The organism is Mycobacterium sp. (assembly GCF_965277065.1).
Taxonomy (GTDB): Bacteria; Actinomycetota; Actinomycetes; order Mycobacteriales; family Mycobacteriaceae; genus Mycobacterium.
Genome location: NZ_CBDIBT010000009.1, coordinates 1 through 17,238 on the forward strand (window position 1 = coordinate 1; position 17,238 = coordinate 17,238).

General features: G+C 65.8%; 18 protein-coding genes. 11 read left to right on the plus strand and 7 right to left on the minus strand.

Features of this window, described 5'->3' with window-relative positions; translation table 11 throughout:
• Window positions 1-1,664: AMP-dependent synthetase/ligase (locus ACQY5A_RS01160; RefSeq protein ID WP_428338542.1), on the minus strand; the 1,664-nt coding region annotated here is incomplete at its 3' end.
• Between the two features lie 102 nt (window positions 1,665-1,766).
• Between ACQY5A_RS01160 and ACQY5A_RS01165 the strand changes: the two genes are divergently transcribed.
• The 5 genes from ACQY5A_RS01165 to ACQY5A_RS01185 all read left to right on the plus strand — a co-directional run bounded on the left by ACQY5A_RS01165 (window position 1,767) and on the right by ACQY5A_RS01185 (window position 5,250).
• Window positions 1,767-2,165 (plus strand): polyketide cyclase / dehydrase and lipid transport, encoded by a 399-nt coding sequence (locus tag ACQY5A_RS01165; RefSeq protein ID WP_428338575.1) that lies wholly within the window; start codon window positions 1,767-1,769, stop codon window positions 2,163-2,165.
• Window positions 2,166-2,279: 114 nt separating this feature from the next.
• On the plus strand, window positions 2,280-2,717 hold the full coding sequence (locus ACQY5A_RS01170; RefSeq protein WP_428338543.1) for an SRPBCC family protein: 438 nt from the start codon (window positions 2,280-2,282) through the stop codon (window positions 2,715-2,717).
• Window positions 2,714-3,970 carry an ArsA family ATPase gene (locus tag ACQY5A_RS01175; protein WP_428338544.1) on the plus strand — a complete coding sequence of 419 codons (1,257 nt, stop codon included), beginning with the start codon at window positions 2,714-2,716 and terminating at the stop codon, window positions 3,968-3,970. The genes ACQY5A_RS01170 and ACQY5A_RS01175 overlap by 4 nt, the downstream gene beginning before the upstream one ends.
• 34 nt (window positions 3,971-4,004) lie before the next feature.
• On the plus strand, window positions 4,005-4,385 hold the full coding sequence (locus ACQY5A_RS01180; protein WP_428338545.1) for a hypothetical protein: 381 nt from the start codon (window positions 4,005-4,007) through the stop codon (window positions 4,383-4,385).
• A gap of 133 nt (window positions 4,386-4,518) precedes the next feature.
• Window positions 4,519-5,250 (plus strand): lysophospholipid acyltransferase family protein, encoded by a 732-nt coding sequence (locus tag ACQY5A_RS01185; RefSeq protein WP_428338546.1) that lies wholly within the window; start codon window positions 4,519-4,521, stop codon window positions 5,248-5,250.
• Between the two features lie 15 nt (window positions 5,251-5,265).
• Here ACQY5A_RS01185 and ACQY5A_RS01190 read toward each other — a convergent pair whose 3' ends face one another.
• Window positions 5,266-6,585 carry a glycosyltransferase 87 family protein gene (locus ACQY5A_RS01190; protein WP_428338576.1) on the minus strand — a complete coding sequence of 440 codons (1,320 nt, stop codon included), beginning with the start codon at window positions 6,583-6,585 and terminating at the stop codon, window positions 5,266-5,268.
• An 83-nt stretch (window positions 6,586-6,668) separates the two neighbouring features.
• Here ACQY5A_RS01190 and ACQY5A_RS01195 point away from each other — a divergent pair, with 83 nt between their 5' ends.
• Genes ACQY5A_RS01195 through ACQY5A_RS01205 form a run of 3 tightly spaced genes read left to right on the plus strand, consistent with a single transcriptional unit; the run spans window position 6,669 to window position 9,488 of the window.
• Entirely contained in the window at window positions 6,669-7,550 is an 882-nt protein-coding gene (locus ACQY5A_RS01195) for a hypothetical protein (protein WP_428338547.1), read from the plus strand.
• Between the two features lie 6 nt (window positions 7,551-7,556).
• Entirely contained in the window at window positions 7,557-8,048 is a 492-nt protein-coding gene (locus ACQY5A_RS01200) for a polyadenylate-specific 3'-exoribonuclease AS (protein ID WP_428338548.1), read from the plus strand.
• 51 nt (window positions 8,049-8,099) lie between these two features.
• The gene (locus ACQY5A_RS01205; RefSeq protein ID WP_428338549.1) at window positions 8,100-9,488 is read left to right on the plus strand and encodes a class II 3-deoxy-7-phosphoheptulonate synthase; all 1,389 of its coding nucleotides are present in this window, start codon (window positions 8,100-8,102) and stop codon (window positions 9,486-9,488) included.
• Here the strand turns inward: ACQY5A_RS01205 and ACQY5A_RS01210 are convergent.
• A complete protein-coding gene (locus ACQY5A_RS01210; RefSeq protein WP_428338550.1) occupies window positions 9,485-10,690 on the minus strand; it encodes a protein kinase domain-containing protein in 1,206 nt (401 codons plus the stop codon). The two genes, ACQY5A_RS01205 and ACQY5A_RS01210, sit on opposite strands and share 4 nt — an antisense overlap.
• A 91-nt stretch (window positions 10,691-10,781) precedes the next feature.
• Here ACQY5A_RS01210 and ACQY5A_RS01215 point away from each other — a divergent pair, with 91 nt between their 5' ends.
• Window positions 10,782-11,186 (plus strand): Rv2175c family DNA-binding protein, encoded by a 405-nt coding sequence (locus ACQY5A_RS01215; RefSeq protein ID WP_428338551.1) that lies wholly within the window; start codon window positions 10,782-10,784, stop codon window positions 11,184-11,186.
• On the opposite strand, the gene ACQY5A_RS01220 is transcribed toward ACQY5A_RS01215, so the two are convergent.
• Both ACQY5A_RS01220 and idsA2 read right to left on the minus strand, forming a co-directional pair.
• Window positions 11,173-12,702: an alpha-(1->6)-mannopyranosyltransferase A gene (locus ACQY5A_RS01220; RefSeq protein ID WP_428338552.1), complete on the minus strand. Its 1,530-nt coding sequence runs from the start codon at window positions 12,700-12,702 to the stop codon at window positions 11,173-11,175. The genes ACQY5A_RS01215 and ACQY5A_RS01220 overlap by 14 nt on opposite strands.
• Before the next feature lie 5 nt (window positions 12,703-12,707).
• Window positions 12,708-13,787, minus strand: a complete 1,080-nt coding sequence (idsA2, locus tag ACQY5A_RS01225) for a bifunctional (2E,6E)-farnesyl/geranyl diphosphate synthase (RefSeq protein ID WP_428338577.1) — start codon at window positions 13,785-13,787, stop codon at window positions 12,708-12,710.
• 264 nt (window positions 13,788-14,051) lie between these two features.
• On the opposite strand from idsA2, the gene ACQY5A_RS01230 reads away from it, so the two are divergent.
• Window positions 14,052-14,942, plus strand: a complete 891-nt coding sequence (locus ACQY5A_RS01230) for a mycobacterial-type methylenetetrahydrofolate reductase (protein ID WP_428338553.1) — start codon at window positions 14,052-14,054, stop codon at window positions 14,940-14,942.
• Window positions 14,943-14,961: 19 nt separating this feature from the next.
• Here the strand turns inward: ACQY5A_RS01230 and ACQY5A_RS01235 are convergent, their stop codons facing one another.
• Both ACQY5A_RS01235 and ACQY5A_RS01240 read right to left on the minus strand, forming a co-directional pair.
• Window positions 14,962-15,636 carry an LppM family (lipo)protein gene (locus ACQY5A_RS01235; protein WP_428338578.1) on the minus strand — a complete coding sequence of 225 codons (675 nt, stop codon included), beginning with the start codon at window positions 15,634-15,636 and terminating at the stop codon, window positions 14,962-14,964.
• An 85-nt stretch (window positions 15,637-15,721) separates the two neighbouring features.
• Window positions 15,722-16,321: a GNAT family N-acetyltransferase gene (locus ACQY5A_RS01240; protein ID WP_428338554.1), complete on the minus strand. Its 600-nt coding sequence runs from the start codon at window positions 16,319-16,321 to the stop codon at window positions 15,722-15,724.
• A 224-nt stretch (window positions 16,322-16,545) separates the two neighbouring features.
• Between ACQY5A_RS01240 and ACQY5A_RS01245 the strand changes: the two genes are divergently transcribed.
• Entirely contained in the window at window positions 16,546-16,947 is a 402-nt protein-coding gene (locus tag ACQY5A_RS01245; RefSeq protein WP_428338555.1) for a DUF3040 domain-containing protein, read from the plus strand.
• The last annotated feature ends 291 nt before the right edge of the window (window positions 16,948-17,238 follow it).

Below are 17,238 nucleotides of genomic sequence, written 5' to 3' on the forward strand. Positions count from 1 at the left end.
TCCGCGTGCGACACAGACAGATTCGCCTGCTTGACCGCCGCGTCGACCTCGGCGAGCAGGTCGGGGTCGTCGGCCAGATCTGCCACCGACGCCCCGGCTGGCTTGCCGTTGCGCTGTTTCCAGCCTTCAATGGCCTCGGGGTCGATGGTGATCAGCGCGCCGATGAATGGCTTCGCGTCCCCGACCACCATGGCCTGGCTGATCAGCGGATGGGACCGCAACTGGTCTTCCAAAACGGCTGGGGCGACGTTCTTTCCGCCCGCGGTGACGATGATTTCCTTTTTGCGGCCGGTGATCGTCAAGAACCCGGCTTCGTCGACAGCGCCCAGGTCGCCGGTCTTGAACCAACCGTCCTCGAAGGACTCGCTGGTGGCCTGGTCGTTGTGCCAGTAGCCCTGAAACACCACGCCTCCGCGCAGCAGCAACTCGCCATCTTCGGCGATGCGGATGCTGTTGCCCGGCACCAGCTTTCCGACTGTGCCGATCTTCAGCGCGTTCACCTGGTTGACGGTGATCGCCGCGCTCGTCTCGGTCAGCCCGTAGCCTTCGTAGACCGTCAGGCCGACGCCGCGGTAGAAGTGACCCAGCCGGGCGCCCAGCGGAGCGCCGCCGGACACCGACGCATGGCAGTCACCGCCGAGCGCGGCGCGCAGCTTGTGGTAGACCAGCTTGTCGAACAGCGCATGCTTGGCCCGTAGCAGCAGACCCGGACCGCCGCCGTCGGACGCCTCGCTCCAGTCGACCGCGGTCTGCGCGGCGATCTCGAAGATGCGGCCTGTGCCGTCGCTGGCAGCGTTCTGCGCGGCGGTGTTGTAGACCTTCTCGAACACCCGCGGCACCGATACCACGACCGTCGGCTTGAATACTCCGAACATCGGCACGAGATTCTTGATGTCACTGGTGAATCCGACGACGACCTTGTTGTGGAACGCGCACAACGTCAGTGCGCGAGCCAGCACATGGGCCAACGGCAAGAAGATCAGCAGCCGCTCGCCCTTCTTCAGCACCGTCGGCAGCACCTCCTTGGTGCCGCGGGTCTCATAGACCAAGTTCGCATGGGTCAGCTGGCAGCCCTTCGGGCGACCGGTGGTGCCCGAGGTATAGATCAACGTCGCGGGGTCGGTGCTGCGCAGCGCATCGACGCGAGCGGTGAGCTCGGCCGGGTCGACCGCCGCGCCGGCCTGCTCGAGTTGGTCGAGTGCCTTGGGGCCCGAGCCGTCGATGTGCAGCACCCGGCGCAGTTCGGGCAGCTCACCAGCCAGCTCGGAGATGATCGTCGCGTGGGCGTCGGTCTCGGCGAACGCGAGCACGGCCGCGGAGTCGCTGAGCACCCACCGCACCTGCTCGGCCGACGACGTCTCGTAGATCGGGACGGTGACCGCACCGGTCGCGAGGATGGCCTGGTCCAGAATCGCCCATTCGTAGCGGGTGGCGGAGAAGATAATCACCCGGTCGCCGGGGCGCACCCCTTCTGCGATCAAACCCAATGCGATCGAGCGAATTTGGGCCGCTGCCTGCGCACACGTCACGTCGGTCCAGGTTCCGTCGACCAGGCGCTGGTAGATGACTGCGTCGGGATCGTTGCGCTCGTGCTCGAACACAGTGGACACGATGTTGTCGTGCTCGCCGACCGTGAATTCGGCCGGAACAGTCAATTCGCGCACTCTTTACCGACCTCGCTTCAGTGATTCTGGGCGACCGAGAAAGTCAGCCTATCGGTCGACGGGACGGCCCGGCCGGGCTAGGTGTATGTGAAGCTTGTGGCCGTGCACAGCGTTCAAATTGCCGACGTGACGTATGTGGCCGCCGACCCGGCGCGCATCGGTGCCGCGGTGGGTGATCCGTCCAACTGGCGGAGATGGTGGCCCGATCTGCGGCTGGAGGTCACCCAAGACCGTGGGCCGCAGGGCGTTCGATGGACCGTGGCCGGGCCGCTCACCGGCACTATGGAAATCTGGCTCGAACCGATGCTGGGTGGTGCACTGCTGCACTACTTTCTGCACGCCGAGCCGTCCGGCGTGGCACCGTCGCAGCTGGCCACGCTGAATCTCGCGAAATTGACGCACCGGCGTCGGGTCGCGGGTAAGAAGATGGCCTTCGAAGTGAAGATGACTTTGGAGAGTTCCCGTCCGGTCGGGGTTTCTCCGATGCTTGACCAGGCCTGAATTCCGTCGGGGAGTACCGTTTCTGCCGTGGGCGCAGGCTACGGCCGCTGACCACTCAGGTATTCGGCGGGCAGGGGAGCCCAACCCGCGTAGCGCGGAGAAGGAAGCAATCAAGTGGCGGAGAAAACCTCCCAGACGATATATATCGACGCGGCCCCCGGCACGGTGATGGACGTGATCGCCGACATCGGCTCCTATCCGAATTGGGTGACGGAATACAAGGAGGCCGAGGTCCTCGAATCCGACACCGCCGGCAACCCGAAGGTGGCGCGGTTGGTGCTGGACACCAGCGTCCTCAAAGACACCCTGGTGCTGTCCTACAAGTGGGCAGGAGACCGTAAGTCGGTGAGCTGGTCGCTGGTTTCCAGTTCGCTGCTCAAATCTCTCGACGGTGTGTATCGGTTGGCGCCCAAAGGATCTGGTACCGATGTGACCTACGAACTCACCGTCGACCTGGCGATCCCCATGATCGGCCTGCTCAAGCGCAAAGCCGAGCGCAGGTTGACCGACACCGCATTGAAGGATCTGAAGAAACGAGTCGAGGCTGAGTGAGTCTGGGTGAATCGCTAGCGCCCTCATCCCGGATCAGTCTTTTCGTCGGCAAGGGCGGGGTAGGGAAGTCCACATTGGCGGCCGCGACGGCCGTGCATGAGGCGCGCGCCGGGGCGCGGGTGCTGCTGATCTCCACCGACCAGGCGCACTCGCTGGGCGACGTACTCGGTGTGACGGTCGCGCCGAACGGCGATCGCGACGCCGTGCGGGTGATGGCCGATCTTGACACCGGTTCACTCGACGCGCTGGCAATGGACACCTTGGCGCTGCTCGAGGCTCGCTGGCGCACCGTGGTCGAGACACTCGGCCGTCGATTCCCTGAGTCAGAGCTGGAAGACATTGCACCGGAAGAACTTTCGGCGCTTCCCGGCGTCCAGGAAGTACTCGGCCTGCACGAGGTCGGGGAGCTGGCCACGTGCGGACAATGGGATCACCTGGTGGTCGACTGCGCCTCGACCGCAGACGCGCTGCGGATGCTGACCCTGCCGGCCACCTTCGCCCTCTATGTCGAGCGGGCATGGCCGCGGCACCGCCGGCTTTCCGCCGGCGCCGACGACCCGCGTTCCACCGCTGTGGTCGAGTTGTTGGAGCGCATAAGCGGCAGTGTCGAAAAGCTCAGCGCGCTCCTGGCCGACGGGACACGAGTGGGCGCGCACCTGGTGCTCACTGCGGAGCGGGTGGTGGCCGCCGAGGCGATTCGGACGCTCGGCTCACTGGCATTGATGGGTGTGCGGGTCGAGGAACTGATCGTCAACCAGATTCTGATGCAAGACGATTCGTACGAATACAGCAACCTGCCGGCACACCCGGCTTTCGACTGGTATTCGGAGCGAATCAGCGAGCAGCGAACCGTGCTTGACGAGCTCGATGCTGCGATCGGTGATGTGGCGCTGGTCCTGACCCCGCATCTGGCCGGCGAGCCGATCGGGGCCAAAGCGCTCGGAGAACTGTTGGACAGTGCGCGTCGACGAGATGGGTCGGCCCCTCCCGGGCCACTGCGCCCGGTGGTGGATCTGGAATCGGGCTCGGGGCTGCAGTCCGTTTACCGTTTGCGGCTAGAGTTGCCTCAATTCGATTCCGGCGCCATTAGCCTGGGCCGGGTCGGCGACGATCTGATCGTCGGTGCCGGTGGGATGCGACGCAGAGTTCGACTGGCGTCCGTCCTGCGGCGATGCACCGTGCTGGATGCGCATCTTCGCGGTGGCGAATTGACGGTGCGATTTCGACCCGACCCGGAGGTGTGGCCAAAATGACCCCCCCGGGTGACGATGCTGAGGAGCGGCGCTGATGGATAGCGCGCATTCCGACATCGGGCCGGAGCTTCGCAAGCTCGCGCAGAAAATCCTCGACCAGTTCGACCCGGCGGTCCGGCTGGCGGCGGCAGCCGCGGTCGGTGACGGGCCCGGCACCGGCAAATGCCAACAGGTGTGGTGTCCGGTGTGCGCGCTGGCCGCGGTCGTCCGCGGAGACGAACATCCGCTGCTGACCGTGATCGCCGAGCACAGCGTCAACCTGCTGGCGGTGATCCGGGCGATCGTCGACCAAGTCGATCGGCCGACGCCGCCGCCACCCGCCGGGCCGCCCGACGGCGGTGGCGTCGACGGGTGCACGGACGAGCCGGTGCCGACGAATCGGTACCAGCCCATCACCGTCACCGTTGAGGACTAGCAACGGCGACTGCCTACCACATGGGTCGACCGGCGGCGCAGCGTTAGCAAGTCGCAAGCGTCATGTGGTTGCACACACACTCGATGGGTACTCTTGGCGCTGAACACGGTGGCGCGGCTGAGAAGGAGGCTGTATGGCGTACTGGCTTTTGAAGTACATCTTCCTCGGCCCATTGCTCGCAATCCTCGGTCGGCCGAAAATCGAAGGATTGGAACATGTCCCGCAGTCCGGCCCAGCCATCCTGGCAAGCAACCACCTGGCGGTGATGGACAGTTTCTACCTGCCGTTGGTGGTGCGCCGCCGGATTACCTTCCTAGCCAAGTCGGAGTACTTCACCGGAACCGGTTTCAAGGGCTGGTGGAGCCGCTGGTTCTTCACCGCCGTGGGCCAGGTGCCGATCGACCGCAGTAGCGCCGACGCAGCCCAGGCGGCACTCGACACCGCCAAGCGAGTTCTGGACGAGGGCAAATTGCTCGGCATGTATCCCGAAGGCACGCGCTCGCCCGACGGCCGTCTCTACAAGGGCAAGACCGGGTTGGCGCGGCTTGCACTGGAAACCGGCGTCCCGGTTATCCCGGTCGCGATGATCGGCACCAACAAGGTGAACCCGCCCGGAACCTCGATGCTCCGGTTCTCGAAAGTCACCGTCCGCTTCGGCAAGCCGATGGACTTCTCCCGCTTCGAGGGGCTGGCGGGCAACCGCTTCATTGAGCGCGCTGTCGTCGACGAGGTGATTTACGAACTGATGGGTCTCTCCGATCAGGAGTACGTCGACATCTATGCCGCGACATTGAAGAATGGCGACGGCGAGACGCCCTCGGGAAAAGTACCGCCGTCTCGGATTCCTGAGACGGCGGCCGGGTAGCGATTCGTCGCAGTGTCAGCCGACGGCTGACACCGGCGCGGGAGTCTTCGACGCACGGGGTGAGATCGCCGCGGTGCCGCGGACGGCGACGGTAGCGCCGGCGGCGACGATGGTCGCCAGCGCCCACCACAGGTATGACACGCCCACCAGTTGACGCCACCACGACGCGGTGACCTCGTGATGCTTGGGCATCAGATCGATCGGCGTCCAGACCATCGCGGCCACCCCGGCCGCGCTGACGAAAGCCAGTGCAACGCTGCGCCGTCGCCAGGCCAGCACCGACGTGACCAGAACCGTCGGCAGCATCCACACCCAGTGATGTGACCACGACACCGGCGATACCGCGAGCCCGAACAGGGCAATGCAGATCACCGCCAGGACCGGCTCGTCGGCGCGCAACGCCCGACGTGCTGCCCACACCGTCAGCGCCAGCACCAGGAAGCAGGCCAGCACCCACGGCAGGAATCGTTGATGCTCGTCGAGTCCCAGACGTGCCAGGGTGCCGGCGATGTTCTGGTTGGTGTTCAGGCTGGCCGACCCGATCCGATCGGTATTGCGAACGGTGTGCGTCCAGTACTCCCACGAGTCCTGCCAGGCCAGCGCAAAGCCGGCCGCGATGGTGGCCACGACGGAGGCCAGCGAGGTGAGGACGGCGCGGCGGTCCCGACGCAGCAGGAAATAGAGCAGGAACACCGCCGGCGTCAGCTTGAGCGCGATGCCCAGTCCCAGCAGCAGCCCGCGCGGCCACGGCGTGCGACGCGGCACGCACTCGGCGATCACCAGCGTCATCAGCACGACGTTGATCTGCCCGAACGCGAAGTTGGCCATGATCGGCTCGAGGTACAGCGTCGCCCAGGCCACGATCAGCGCGGTCAACCACCACCGACGTAACCACGCAGGTCCGGGCACTACACGGCTGGAGGTCCAGACGTCGAGACCGGTCAGCACGATCATCGTGGAGACCAGCAGCAGCGCCAGCGTGATCAGCGTGATGGTGACGCTGGCGGCCGGCATACCCAACCAGGCGAAGGGGGCGAAGAAGACCGCGGCAAGCGGGGGGTAGGTGAACGGCAGGTTCAACCCGATCGGAGTGTGGAACTTGGCGTCGTGGCTGTACAGCGGTTGGCCGTCCAGCCAGGCCTGGCCGCCCATCCGGTAGACGTCGATGTCGATCCGGTACGGGGTGGTCCCGATCAGCCGCCATCCGGCGTATCCCAGCGCCGCCAAAGCCGGCAGCTGGAGCAGCAGCCAGCAGGCCTTACGCCAGCTGCCTGGTTGCGCGGTGGCCACCTGCCCGCGCGAACTGCCCGCATCGGGCGAGCGCCATCTAGTCATATCGGTGACCACCCTATCGGTGCACAAGCCCCAGCCGGTGTCGCGGACGGCCGTCGACGCCAAGTGCGCGTAGCTTTTTTGGGGTGCTCTACTGGTTGCAACACGACATCATCAGCAGGGGTCGGCTCCCGTTGCTGCTTTGTCTGATCGCTTTCATCATCACCTTCTTCGTGACGCGGACCTTCGTTCGTCTGATCCGCCGACGCAACAGCTCCGACAGGCCGCCGCGGTGGTGGGAGCCACGCAACATCCACGTCGGGTCCAAGCACATCCATCACCTCGTGATCGGAGTTCTGCTGGTGATGGTCTCCGGCCTCACGCTGGTGACGCTGTCTATCAACGGCCATGAACCCGAATTCACCTTGGGCGCAATAGCTTTCGGTATCGGCGCCGCGCTGGTGCTCGACGAATACGCGCTGATCCTGCACCTGTCCGACGTCTACTGGGAGGACGACGGGCGGACGTCGGTGGACGCGGTCTTCGCCGCGGTTGCGGTGGGCGGGCTGCTGGTCCTGGGATTGCATCCGCTGATGTTCGCCATCAGCCTGTGGCACGACACCACTCATTCGACGGTGCTGCGAGCCGGCCTGATCTTCGCGATGGTGCTGACGCTTCCGCTGGCGGTGCTGGTGGTGCTCAAGGGCAAGGTGTGGACCGGGCTGATCGGCATGTTCTTTGTCCCGCTGCTGGTCATCGGGGCGATCCGGCTGTCCCGCCCGCAGGCCCCGTGGGCCCGCTACCTCTATATGGCCCGGCTGAGCAAGATGAGCCGCGCGCTGCAGCGCGAGCGGACGCTGCGGCGCCCGGTGGTGCGGGCCAAGTTGTGGCTGCAGTACGCCGTCGCCGGCGCGCCGCGGGTACCGTCGCACCGCATGGTCGACGCACAGCTGGACCTCGAAGTGCATCCGGCGCCCCCACCGGAGCAGGTGCCGAGCGTGCTGGCCCGCGGGCTCGGTGTCGGGTAGCCGGCGGTGCGCTATTTCTACGACACCGAATTCATCGACGACGGCTACAACATCGAGCTGATCTCGATCGGGGTGGTCTCCGAAGACGACCGCGAATACTACGCCATCTCAACCGAATTCAATCCTGAGCGGGCTGGGACGTGGGTGCGGGCCAACGTGCTGCCCAAGCTACCGCCACCGGCCTCGAAACTGTGGCGATCACGGGCGCAGATCCGCAGCGACCTCGAGACGTTCTTCGACGTCGACGGCCCCGAGCCGATCGAGCTGTGGGCCTGGGTCGGCGCGTACGACCACGTCGCGCTCTGCCAGTTGTGGGGCCCGATGACCCATCTGCCACCGCCGATACCGCGATTCACCCACGAGCTGCGCCAGCTCTGGGAGGAGCACGGCAGCCCGCGGATGCCGCGACGGTCGGATAATGTGCACGACGCCCTGGTCGACGCCCGTGACCAGCGGACGCGATATCAGGTGATCATGTCGGGTGAAGCCGCACGTTAACCCAGCTTGCGGCGGGATTAAGCGGTGCCGCGACCCAGCTACGATGGACTGGTGAACTCGACCGTCGACCTTCCCATCGAGCAGCTGCCTCCGCTGCCTCCGCTGCCAGCGGAGCTACGGGCTCGGCTGGACGCCGCGCTGGCCAAGCCCGCGCCCCAGCAGCCGAGTTGGACCCGCGAGCAGGTCGAGCCGTGGCGGACAGTTCTGGAAAGCGTGCCGCCGGTGACGGTGGCGTCCGAGATCGAGCGGCTCCAGGAGATGCTGGCCCAGGTCGCCCGTGGTGAGGCGTTCCTGCTGCAGGGTGGCGACTGCGCGGAGACCTTCGTCGACAACACCGAGCCGCACATCAAAGCCAACATCCGCACCCTGCTGCAGATGGCGGTGGTGCTGACCTACGGCGCCAGCGTGCCGGTGCTAAAAGTGGCCCGAATCGCCGGGCAGTACGCCAAGCCGCGGTCGGCCGACACCGACGCACTGGGTCTGCAGTCCTACCGCGGCGACATGGTCAATGGATTTGCTCCCGACCCGGCTGTACGTGAGCACGACCCGTCGCGGCTGGTGCGCGCGTACGCCAACGCCGCCGCAGCGATGAATCTGGTGCGGGCGCTCACCTCGTCGGGTCTGGCGTCGCTGCATCTGGTGCACGACTGGAACCGGGAGTTCGTCCGGACCTCGCCGGCCGGCGCCCGGTACGAAGCACTGGCATCTGAGATCGACCGTGGCCTCAAGTTCATGAGTGCCTGCGGGGTGGCCGACCGCAACCTGCAGACCGCCGAAATCTACTCCAGTCACGAGGCTTTGGTGCTCGATTACGAACGGGCGATGCTGCGGCTGTCCTCGGAAGAGGACGGGGCTCCGCGACTGTACGACATGTCGGCGCACTACCTGTGGATCGGCGATCGCACCCGTCAACTCGACGGCGCGCACATCGCGTTCGCGGAGGTGATCGCCAACCCGATCGGCGTCAAGATCGGGCCGTCGACGACACCGGATCAGGTCGTCGAATACGTGGAGCGCCTCGACCCGCACAACAAGCCGGGCCGGCTGACGCTGGTGAGCCGGATGGGCAACAACAAGGTGCGCGAGCTGTTACCGCCGATCATCGAAAAGGTCCAGGCCACCGGCCATCAGGTGATCTGGCAGTGCGACCCGATGCACGGCAACACCCACGAGTCGTCCACCGGCTACAAGACGCGGCACTTCGACCGGATCGTCGACGAGGTGCAGGGGTTCTTCGAGGTGCACCGCGCGCTGGGCACCTGGCCCGGGGGCATCCACGTCGAGATCACCGGTGAGAACGTCACCGAGTGTCTCGGTGGCGCCCAAGACATTTCGGACACCGATCTGAGCGGACGTTACGAGACAGCGTGCGACCCCAGGCTGAACACCCAGCAGTCACTGGAGCTGGCGTTCCTGGTCGCCGAGATGTTGCGCGACTAGAGCAATCCGCTGATGTTGCTGCCGACGGTCCACGCGGCCGCGGCGGCCATCCCGGTGATCGACAGCACGACCGCGATCCAGATCAGCATCATGCGCCGGGCATGCTGGCGCTCGAAGGCGAACTCGATCAGGTCGATGCCGGCGAATTGCGCTGATGTTTCGCGGAATTCAGCCGGGTTGCGAGTCAGCTGACGAGTCGGCTGATGAACCGGCGGACGTGAAGGCGGTGGCTGTCGCAGATCTCTGGTGCGGTTCTGGTCGGTGCTGCGGTTCCCGTCGACCTGGCTGAGATGCGCCACGGCTGAGCGATGTTGCGCCGAATTGCGCGGCGAGGGCACTCGAAACTCCGGAAGGTGCAACTCCGCGACGATCGCATCCACTTCCACGGCCATGGCCTGCGCGTCGGCGTAGCGGTCGGCGGGATCGAGGGCGGTCGCGTGCTCGACCAGATCGTCGAACTGTGCGGGCACACCGCCGATCACGCTGCTCGGCGGCGGCACCGCGGTGTCCAGACGCTGATAGGCGACCGACAATGCGGTGTCACCGGAGAACGGCGTCTGGCCGGTCAGCAGCTCGTAGGCGACGATCCCCGCGGCGTAGACGTCGCTGCGCGGGCTGGCGCTGCCGTCTTTGACCTGTTCGGGGGACAGGTAGGCCGCCGTGCCGAGAATGACGCTGGTGGAGGTGATCCCGGCCTCCGCGACGGCGCGCACCAGCCCGAAGTCGACGATTTTGACCTCGCCCTCGTCGGAGATCAGCACGTTCTCGGGTTTGACGTCGCGGTGCACCAGCCCGGCGCGATGCGCGGCGGCCAACCCGCCCAACACCGGCCGCAGCACTGCGGCGACCGCATGCGGCGGCATCGGTCCGCGCTCGGCGAGTAGTTCGCGCAGCGTGCCGCCCTCGACAAGCTCCATCACCAAAAAGGGATGTCGCGCATCCAGGCCCTGGTCGTAGACCGCGACGAGCCCGGGGTCCTTGAGCCGGGCCACGCTTCGGGCCTCGAGTTGGAACCGGGTCAGGAACTGCTGATCGCCGGAGTATCGGGAGTCCATCACCTTGAGCGCGACCGGTCGGTCCAGGCGGGTGTCGAGGCCGCGGTAAACCGTCGACGTGCCACCGGTGGCGATCCTGGTCGCGACGCGATAGCGCCCGTCCAGTAACGACCCCTCGAGAGGGTCTTCGCTCGCCGCAGCAGCCACGCGCCCATCGTAGGCGGCGGCGTGCGGTGGAGACGGGGACCAACACTGCGTGAGCCCGAACACGGCACGCCCGCGGCCTTACACTGTTCCGGTGAGCAGGATTCCGACCGGGGACGATGTTCTCGACCCAGACGAACCGACCTACGATCTTCGCGATGTCGCCACCCTGCTCGGGGTGGCGGTGACCAAAGTGCAGCAGCATCTCAAAGAAGGCCACCTCGTAGCGGTGCGCCGCAACGGTGACGTGGTGGTACCGCAGATTTTCTTCACCAGCGCCGGCGAAGTGGTCAAGAGCCTGCCGGGCTTGTTGGTTGTGCTTCGCGACGGCGGCTACCGCGACACCGAAATCGTGCGCTGGCTGTTCACCCCCGATCCGTCGCTGACGGTGACGCGGGACGGCTCACGCGATGCGCTCAGTAACGCCCGCCCGGTCGATGCGCTGCATTCGCATCAGGCCCGCGAAGTGGTGCGGCGCGCGCAGGCTATGGGGTACTGACCGTCTGGTCGGCGGGTTGGGCCGGGGATGCGGACCGGTCGAGCGTGCGCCAGGCAAAGGCTGCCACCGCGGTGGCCAGCAATACATGTGGCCATGAGTACATGCCTTGGGCGCCATCGGGTTTGAAGATGACCATGATCCACGTCGACAGCGCCGCGATGGCGGCCACCGCATGGCGTGACTGGGCGAGCGGGGCGATGACCGCCAACGGCCAGGAGTAGTACCACGGCAGGGCGGCCGGCGCGAACAACACCACGAAGAGCATCACCCATGCGATCCCGGCGAGCGCCTGGCGGTCGTCGTGGCGGAATCGCCACCACAACAAGGGCAGTGCGATCGCGATGATCGCGATCCCCACAGCACGGGTGACCTGCAGCACCCCATAGAAATTCACCGAGAAAAATAATCCGCCGACAGCATGGACCAGATTCGCGGTCGCCGTCGGGATGCTCAGCCAGTTGATGATCTTCACCGAGCCGGCGAGTGCGGTGAGCCAGCCCAGCCCCACCCCGGCCACCCCTGAAAGTACCGCGAACACCGCGATGACGATCAACACCACCGCGCCCGCGGCCACCGAAAACGCCCGCAGCGGTTGGTATCCGCGCCGGTCGCGCAGATGGCGCATCCAGACCCAGACCAGGAATGGCAGCGCGAGTCCCGCGGTGGCCTTGACCGCCATTCCCGCGGCCACCACGGCGATGCCGGCGACATGGCGCCGATCGAAGGTCAGCGCGATGCCGGCCGCCATCAGGCCCACCATCAACATCTCGTTGTGCACGCCGCCCATCAAATGGATGATCACCAGTGGGTTGAGTACGCAGATCCACAGCGCGATGGGCACATTCGCGCCGACCTGCCGGGCGATGCGCGGCGTCGCCCAAATCAGCAATGCCAGGCCGGGCAGCATGCACAGTCGCAGCAGCATCGTCCCGACGATCACATGGTTGCCGACCAGCATGGTCACCAGCCGGGCAATCATGATGAATGCCGGGCCGTATGGCGCGGTGGTGATGGTCCAGATCGGACTGACGTTGTCCAGCAAGGTATTCGGATTGTCGATTGGCCCCACCGCGTACGGATCCAGCCCGTCACGTAAGAGCGCGCCCTGAGCCAGATATGAGTAGGTGTCGCGACTGAACAGGGGCACCGACAGCAGCAGGGGCGCCAGCCAGAACGCGGCGCTGGCGACCATGACGTATTCACTTGCCTCGCCGGCCAATGCGCGTCGGCCCAGCCAGAGCCACGCGCTCAGCATCAATGCGACACCGATCCACAACACGCTCGAGGACAGCACCAGACCGTGGCCGTACCGCAGCCAGGACAGGTGCAACGTCTCCAGCAATGGATCATGTTGCTTGGTGCTGCCGGCCCCTAGCCCGCCCGTGGTGATCAGCGCCGCGCCCAGGCAGCCCAGCAGCCCCGGCTGGCCATCGGACGTGGTGGCGAATTCACGCAGGCGCGAAAATAGTTGTGGTGCAGCAGTCGCCGATGCCGTGGCGGTAGTGGGAATGGACATGGGCGTCAGGCCGACCGGTTCGCGGTCAGGGTGGCGAGATCGGAGAGGCCGGTCTTGGCCGCGTCATAGATAGGTGCGTTCGCCACCAAGTCCAGCGCTTGCTGGGTCAACGTGGCAATCTGGTCCTCGACCGCGGCCAGCGCTCCGACCCGTTCGATCACGTCGCACATTTCGCGAACCTGCGTGTCGCTCAAATCCGTGCCGACCGATGTGCGTAACAGCTTGGCAGCGGCGGCATCTGACGCATCGGCCGACTGCATCGCGGTCGCCAGCAGCACGGTGCGCTTGCCGGAGCGCAGGTCGTCGCCGGACGGTTTGCCGGTCACGGCCGGATCGCCGAACACACCGAGCACATCGTCGCGTAGTTGAAAGGCGACGCCCAGCTGATTGCCGACCTTGTGGAAAAGCGCCAGCACGTCAGGCCGGTCATCGGCCGCGGCGACACCTATTTGCAAGGGCCGCGACACCGTGTAGGAAGCGGTCTTGTAGGTGTTGACGGCCATCGCGGAGGCGATCGACTCGGCGGCGCTGGCCTCGGCGACGATGTCCAGGTACTGGCCGCCGAGCACCTCGGTGCGAATGTCGGCCCAGACTCGGCGCACCCGTTTGCGGGCATCCCGCGGCAGGTCGACGTCGGCGACGATGTCGTCGGCCCAGGCCAGCGCCAGGTCCCCGAGCAGGATCGCCGCCGATATCCCGAATTGATCGGCCGGTCCGTGCCACCCGCGTTCGCGGTGCATCGCGGCGAATTGGACATGCGCGGTGGGCCTGCCGCGTCGAGTCGCCGAGCTGTCGATCACGTCGTCGTGTACCAACGCCGAAGCGTGCAGCAGTTCCAGCGCGGCGAACAGCAGCAGCGCCTGCTCGTCGGCGTCCTTCTTCGATACGGCGCGCCAACCCCAGTAGGCGAAGGCCGGGCGCAGCCGCTTGCCGCCGCCGAGGACGAAATCCTCCAGGCCGACAGTCAGCGCGTCATAATCGCTTCCGATGTGGGCGGCCTCGCCTCGTCGGCCGCGCAGATACTGGCGTAACTGGTCGATGGCGGCGTCCGTCACCTCGGCGGTTTTCGCTGCTTCTGCGCTCAGCGCAACACCTCTTCCCGGTCCTGAGGAGATCATGGCCCGGTAAGTCTATTCGGCGCGGCGTTGCCCAGCGGATTTTGCCGGCGCCAGGTCAGCCCCGCGGTGCGATCGACCGTCGCCGGAGGGCTGCCCCGGTGGCCTCACTATGCTGTCTCTCCAGATGCGCGCCGCGGGCCGGCTGGCCAGCGCCGCTTTCCGGGCCGACGCAGGTTCGCGGCACCTGACCGCTGCGGCGCGGGAGCTAGTCGTTGAATGAGGAGCAGCTCGTTGACTTTGAACACCGTTGCGCTTGAGTTGGTGCCGCCGAACGTCGATCGCGGCACGGAGCAAGCTCTCGAAGACGCCCATAAAGTGGTGCAGCTGGCGGCGAATTCCGGGATCGAGGGCCAGATCGGGCACGTGATGATGCCCGGGCTGATCGAAGAGGACGACGACCGGCCGATCGAGATGAAGCCCAAACTCGACGTGCTCGACTTCTGGTCGACCATCAAGCCCGAAATGCCGGGCGTGCGCGGATTGTGCAGTCAGGTCACGGCTTTTATGGACGAACCGGTGCTACACCAGCGACTCGGCAAGCTTGTCGACGCCGGGATCGAGGGCATCGTGTTTGTCGGTGTTCCGCGCACGATGGCCGACGGCGAGGGCTCCGGCGTCGCACCGACCGACGCGCTGTCGATTTACCAAGAGCTGGTGAACAACCGGGGCGTGATCCTGATCCCGACCCGTGAGGGTGAGACCGGTCGGCTGAATTTCAAGTGCAATCAAGGCGCCACCTTCGCGCAGACGCAACTGCTGTATTCGGATGCGATCGTGGGCTTTTTGACCGACTTCGCTAAAGAGACCGACCACCGGCCAGAGATCCTGCTGGGTTTCGGCTTCGTGCCTAAGGTCGAGGAGAAGATCGGCTTCATCAACTGGCTGATCCAGGACCCGGGCAACGCCGCCGTCGCCGAGGAGCAGGCGTTCGTCACGACCCTGGCGAACACCGAACCGGTGCGACGGCGCTCGTTGATACTGGACCTTTACAAGCGGGTGATCGACGGTGTCGTCGACCTGGGCTATCCGCTGAGCATCCATCTCGAAGCCACCTACGGCAATTCCGCGGCGGCGTTCGAGACGTTCGCCGAGATGCTGGATTACTGGTCGCCGATCAGTTGACCGCAGCAGCGGGCATCGGTCAGCTGGACGGCGGATCGCTCGGCTCGGCGATCCGGGGTGAGCGGTCGCGGGTGTACCAGGCCAGCCCGACCACCGCCCCGGCCACCGCGAGCGACGCCAGGGCCAGCCACAACGCCGCCCCCTGAAATGAGCGGGTGCTCGGATCGGTGTAGCGGGCCTGAGCGCTGAGCATGCTCACTACGCCGGGTTTCAGTTTCCATTGCACGGTCTGCTCGTCGACGCGATCGCCGTTGGTGGAGGTCACCGATCCCGGAAACGCGACGGATAACTCCACATCGGCGTCGGGGTCGGTCAGCGAGGTCAGGTCCGCGCGCCCTTCCAGGATCACCAGGTCGCCGGCTCGGCGCAGCGACAGGTTCACCCCCTGCGCGTCGGAGTTCATCCGCGCGAGTTCCGGCAGCTCGGCGAACGTCAAGTCGGCGAATGTCGCTTGAGAGCCCACATAACCGTCGTGGTCGTATTTGGAGACCGCGACCTTCTGACCGAAGGCCAGATTGGGATCCAGCTGAGGACCGTTGTCCTTGTCGTTGCGCGGTTTGGCCGCCGCGATGATGTCGCCGGACACGAGGTCGTCGGGGGAGATGGTGATCGACGCCTTGATCCGCACGCAGCCGGCGAGCATAGGTATCACCAGCAGCAGCAATGCCAACGTCGTGATGCGGCGGCGTCGCAGCCGCACCGTGGAACCCCGAGGTGAGAGCTGTATACCGCTGGCGCGCACCAGGTCATCGTGCCAGACCGCGACCGCGACGGCGCCATTAAAGCGGCAGCGCACGGCCAAGAATCGCGAAAGCGCGTGGGTCACCGGTGAAGTGGTAGTCGCGGATGACGTCGATGAAGCCCAGCCGCCGGTAGAGCCGCCAGGCCCGATTGGCCTCGCCGTTGGTCTCGGGCGTCGACAGCAGCACGTTGGCTTCGTTGCGTTCCGAAAGCAGCCGGCGGGCCAGTGCTTCGCCGAGGCCACGGCCCTGCGCCCGTGGGTGAATGTGCAGCTCGGTCAGCTCGAAATAGCTGGTCACAAGCTTGCTGATCTCGGGATCGCGGAAGCCGCTGCGCTGCAGACCCGCCACCACCTGCTGCTGCCACCACTGGTCAGATGCGCCGCAGTACCCGTAGGCCACGCCGAGCAGCGGTGCGTCGCTCAGCTGGGCGGACGACGGCTCCGTCCCGGCGGGGGCGTCGACTTCGACCGCCGCCACCGCCTGCCACCCGCGTCGCCGGGTGTGTTCGAGCCACATCGCGGCGCGCTGATTCTCGGTGCCGGGCGGATAGTGCATGGCGTCGACGTACACGCCCAGGGCCTCGGAAAGCCGTCGCTGCATGTCCTGCGGCGGCAGGTTGATGAGGAATGTCACCAATGCGCGGTCTCCTCAGTGGTCATCAGTCGTGCAGTGGTGTAGGCCATCCCATTATCGGGCGCGGTGGCGCAGCGCCGGTCACCGACCGGCCGCAAGTACAATCAGCGGGCGAAGCGGTGGTAACGCGCAGATGGACCTCGTATCATTCTTATTAGTTATCCCCGGCGGTGCGCGCAGGCGTGCTATCGGTATTTATGTGACGGATTTTCGGCAAGGAGGGACTGATGCCACTCTCCGATCATGAGCAGCGGATGCTCGACCAGATCGAGAGCGCTCTCTATGCCGAGGACCCCAAGTTCGCCTCGAGCGTTCGAGGCGGCGGATTGCGGGCGCCGACGGCGCGACGACGGTTGCAGGGTGCGGCGCTTTTCGTGCTCGGACTTGCGATGTTGGTTTCCGGGGTGGCGTTTAAGGCCACCATGATCGGAACGTTCCCGGTCCTGTCGGTGGTCGGCTTCGTGGTGATGTTCGCCGGCGTGGTGTTCGCCATTACCGGTCCGCGACGAATCGCCGGGCGAGGCGAGCGCCCTGGAACTTCGGCCTCGGCACGTCAGCGCCGCGGCAAGAACGCCGGATCGTTCACCAGCCGGATGGAAGACCGGTTCCGCCGCCGTTTCGAGGAGTAGGGCGCGGGACGCATTCAAGGGCAGCCAGTCGGCTGCCCTTTTTTGTGCCCCACTGAAGGGCATGTGACGACCCAGGCTGTTGAAGCTGCCCCACTACGCCCCTACTGCTGTTGATAATCGCAGCTCAAGTCGCTTTTCACGGGGTATCTTGCACGCTCGCCGCTGGCCCTATGCCCGCCATAGTGGCCGAGAACCTGCAGAAACGACCCCAATTGGTGACATTTGCGTCGTTAAATGGAGCGAAGTGGGGGATTGTGGGGTATCGTGGCGGCAGTCGAAAGGCACGGAGGT